Annotated in this window: 4 protein-coding genes; 2 read left to right on the top strand and 2 right to left on the bottom strand. The window is 67.5% G+C overall.

Translation table 11 applies throughout. The annotated features are described in order from the left end of the window. Nucleotides 1-73: 73 nt before the first annotated feature. Entirely contained in the window at nucleotides 74-406 is a 333-nt protein-coding gene (locus ACVMLK_RS20185; RefSeq protein ID WP_457487437.1) for a phospholipase D-like domain-containing protein, read from the top strand. Nucleotides 407-415: 9 nt separating this feature from the next. Next, nucleotides 416-1,210, top strand: coding sequence for a hypothetical protein (locus ACVMLK_RS20180; protein WP_457487436.1), 795 nt, complete (start codon nucleotides 416-418; stop codon nucleotides 1,208-1,210). 148 nt (nucleotides 1,211-1,358) lie between these two features. Here the strand turns inward: ACVMLK_RS20180 and istB are convergent, their stop codons facing one another. Both istB and istA read right to left on the bottom strand, forming a co-directional pair. Then, nucleotides 1,359-2,222 (bottom strand): IS21-like element helper ATPase IstB, encoded by an 864-nt coding sequence (istB, locus tag ACVMLK_RS20175; protein ID WP_457487435.1) that lies wholly within the window; start codon nucleotides 2,220-2,222, stop codon nucleotides 1,359-1,361. Next, nucleotides 2,219-3,475 (bottom strand): IS21 family transposase, encoded by a 1,257-nt coding sequence (gene istA / locus ACVMLK_RS20170; protein WP_457487434.1) that lies wholly within the window; start codon nucleotides 3,473-3,475, stop codon nucleotides 2,219-2,221. Before istA ends, istB begins: the two co-directional genes overlap by 4 nt. Nucleotides 3,476-3,711 lie beyond the last annotated feature (236 nt).

The following is a 3,711-nucleotide window of genomic DNA, read 5'->3' as shown; positions in this document are numbered from 1 at the left end:
GGGCACGCGAGGATGCACAAACACCTCACCCGGAGCATTCTCAAACGGGCTCTAACAAACCCTAGAGGCTTTCCTGCGCCGCAAGTCAGGAACTTTCGTCTGCAAGCTGGTACAGTATCACCATGCAAAAGTTATCTGGCGGCGCGGCGTCGGTGTCTATATCGGCTCGGCCAATCTAACCGACAGCGCTTGGCACAAGAATATAGAGGCCGGCTGCTTCTTTGAGGAGGATGAGATCACCGACGAGATGGCGGGCGAGCTACACACCCTCTTTGCCACGCTGAACCAGCACGCCACCCCGCTGACGCAGGAGCTCGTCGACGAAATGCGCTGGCGGGCGCGCGAGCTCCATCAGGCGCGCCCCGATGCCAAGCGCTTCTGGGCGCACTCCAGCCTCATCACCTAGCCCGGCCTCGTGCGAACGAGCCCCAAAAGCGCCGCGCAAAAGCGGCGGCAGGCCTTTTTGGAGGAATGGTACGCAACGCTGCAGCAGCTGCGCGATATCGGGGCGGCCGTCAGCCGCCCGGAGAACCGGCCGAGCTGGGTGAACAGCATTGCGCCGGCGGGCGCCCAAGCTGACCAATTCCTGCATGCCTACTACTATCAGCGCACCTTCGAAGGCGCGAAGGCCAACTATCCGGCGCACTACGAGAAGAACAAGGGACGCCACGATGCGGCACTCTCCGAGGCTATCACCTGGTGGCGTAGCCTGCCGAAGGCTCCAGGCAACGAACATCATATGCTCAACGTCACCGCGCCGTCGCTGCAGGCGGCGCTCGCCGAGCCACGCCTCGCCGCGATGACAGCAACAGACTTCCGCATCATCTGCAACGGCGTGCACGCCATTACCGATTACTCTCGGCGGGTGCGCAACAAGGCGGTCAACCTGCCGGACGACGGCACGCGCTACACCATCCCGCAGAAGCTCGACGCGCTCGCCGCGCGCGTCTGGAACGACCAAGGATCAGACGGCGGGCGGGTACGTGCCCTATTGCGCCACATCCTCTACGGCGGCCCTTCCGACCAGCTGCCGGAGCGCCTCTGGCAGGGTATCGAGGATCCGAAATGGAAGATTGAAGGTCTGGGCATTAGTGCGCTGGGTGAGCTTATCGGATGGGCCCGCCCCGACCAGTTCCCACCGAGGAACGGCCGTACCTCTAAGGCGCTCCGAGCACTTGGCTACCCTGTGACAATCCATGTCGGAGAATAGCTTGATTCATCACGTCAAAGGCGAAAGCAGAGCGAATGCCATGCTTTCGCCCTGCGCTAAGATCCATACTACGAATCAACGTTTGTCAACGCCGCCTGAATCGTCCTCAGAAGTGCCGAGGTAAAGTTCCCCAGCTTGGGTGCGGAGATCAGCCGTTGCTGGGATCGGCACCTCTGGGCTTGGGCGGTCTGCCCCGGCGCCGCGGTGGGGTCTGCACGAGGGTGCTGGCGGCAGGACGCAGGCTGTCCGGCACCAGATCCGCGTGCTGGCGCAGACGGTAGCTGGAGCCCTCGATCGACACGACCACCGCGTGGTGCAGCAGCCGGTCGAGCAGCGCGGTCGCCACCACCGGATCGCCGAACACCTCGCCCCATTCGGCAAAGCCGCGGTTGGAGGTCAGGATCATGGCGCCGCGCTCGTAGCGGGCGTTCACCAACTGGAAGAACAGGTTCCCGCTGCCGCCGCTGATCGGCAGGTAGCCAATCTCATCCACGATCAGCAGCGACGCGCGGCAGAGAAAGCGGATCCGCTCCCGCAGGGTGCCCTCCCGCTCGGCCCGGCCCAGCGCGGCGACGATGTCGGCCAGCGTCGCGAAGTAGACGCTGTGGCCGGCCCGTACCGCCTCGACGCCGAGCGCGATGGCCAGGTGGCTCTTGCCGGTGCCGGGCGGCCCGAGCAGGTGCACCACCTCGTGGTGGGCAATGAAGTCGAGCTGCGCCAGTGCCAGGATGCGATGCCGGTCCAGCGAGGGCTGGAACGAGAAGTCGAAGGTCGACAGCGTCTTGACCGTGCTGAGACGCGCCATCTGCAGCGCCGCCTTGATCCGCCGGCTCTCGCGCAGCGTCAGTTCCTCGGCCAGCAAGGCCTCGAGCGCCTCCAGGGCGCCGACCTTGCCACGCTCGATCTGGCGCATCATATGGTCGAGCATCTCCAGGGCACGCGGCATGCGCAGGCCAATCAGGTGGCGGCGCAGCCGCTCCAGGGTCGGCGGGACGGACAGCTCCTCCCTCATTTCCGCAGGCCCTGGTTGGCTAGGCGTTGTCCGACGGCGGCGTAGAACTCCAGCGGCCGGCGGGAGACCACCTCACCCGAGCGGGCTGGCAGGAGCAGCTCCTCGCGCGGTGTGGTGCTGTTGGCCGGCGGCCGCTGGCGGCGATGCCCACCGGCAATCCGCCGCTGGCCGCGCCCCTCCAGCACCGGATGGCTGGCGACCAGCCGCCCCGCCTCAAAGATCTGCACCGCATCGGCCAGCCGGTGCACCTCCACCGGGCGGCGGCGGGTGCTGTCCGGCACGCTGTAGAGGTTGCCATCCACCGAGACCATGCCGTCGCGGGTGATGCGCCGCTCCAGCCGCAGCGTCGCCTGGAAGGGGCCTGTCGGCAGCGGCTGCAGGTGCGGTTGCTCCTCGGCGAAGTGCTCGGCGACCACCCGGCGCGTGGTGGCATGCACCCGGACATTGGCAACCTCGTCCAGCCACTGCCGCAGCTGGGCATTCAGGTCGTCGAGGTCGCAGAAGCTGCGCGCCAGGAAGAAGTCCTCGCGGATGTAGCGGAACGGCCGCTCGACCTTGCCCTTGCTCTGCGGCCGGTAGGGACGGCAGGCCTTGGGCAGGAAGCCGTAGTGGCGGGCACAGGCCAGCAGGGTGCGGTTGTAGGCGATGCCCTCCGCCGCATCCTCGCCGGTGACCGCGGTGCGCATGCGGTCGTAGAGGATCTCCGCCGGCACGCCACCCATCGCCGCAAAGGCAGCCAGGTGGCAGCGCAGCACCGTCGGCAGGTCCTGGTGCAGCACAAAGCGCGCCCAAAGCCAGCGGCTGTGCCCCAGCACCAGCGAGAACAGCCAGACGATACGCACCACCCCGGGCTCACCGGTGAACTCGGTGCGGAACTGCGCGAAGTCGACCTGCGCCTGCCGGCCGGGCGACGTCTCGAACCGCTGCTCGAAGCCAGGGGCCGCCACCGGGCGGATGTCGCGCAACAGGTCGGTCAGCCGGGTGTAGCCGCCGGTGTAGCCCCGCTCGCGCAGTTCGCGGTGCAGGCGGCGGCCGGTCAGGTCTGGAAAGGCTGCCACCCGCTCCCGCAGGTAGGGCACGAACGGGTCCAGCAGCATCGTCCGCGGTGCCCGGGGTCCATAGGCCGGCGGCTCCAGGCCACGCGCGATGTGCTTGCGCACCGTCTTACGGTCGAAGCCTGTCCGCCGCGCGATGGCGGAGACCGACAGGCCCTGCAGGTCCAGGATCATGATGACGTCTCCCAGTCGGATCACCGGCGCCGCCTCCCACAGGACAGCGGCAGCATCGGCGATCGGGGCGGCCGACCGCCCCATCCAGGAGCTCAGCCGGTCAGGTCACCTGGGGAATTTTCCGTCGGCACCTCTGGGGAGTATTCACCCGGCGTCTACAGCCGCGGTGTACCAGCAGGCCCAGCGCTGGTGGGCGGCGGGGTGTTTCGAGGCGCTGGCCGAGGATCTGCGCACGGTGCTACGGCTCGCCGCGGGGAGAA

Source organism: Teichococcus aerofrigidensis (assembly GCF_054073225.1).
The sequence above is the reverse complement of the archived record's forward strand: the minus strand, read 5'-3'. Positions and strand labels throughout refer to the sequence as shown.

Bases quoted from the DNA above. Each gene is read 5' to 3' on its own strand.
- istB (WP_457487435.1), bottom strand. From the start codon at position 2,222: ATGAGGGAGGAGCTGTCCGTCCCGCCGACCCTGGAGCGGCTGCGCCGC.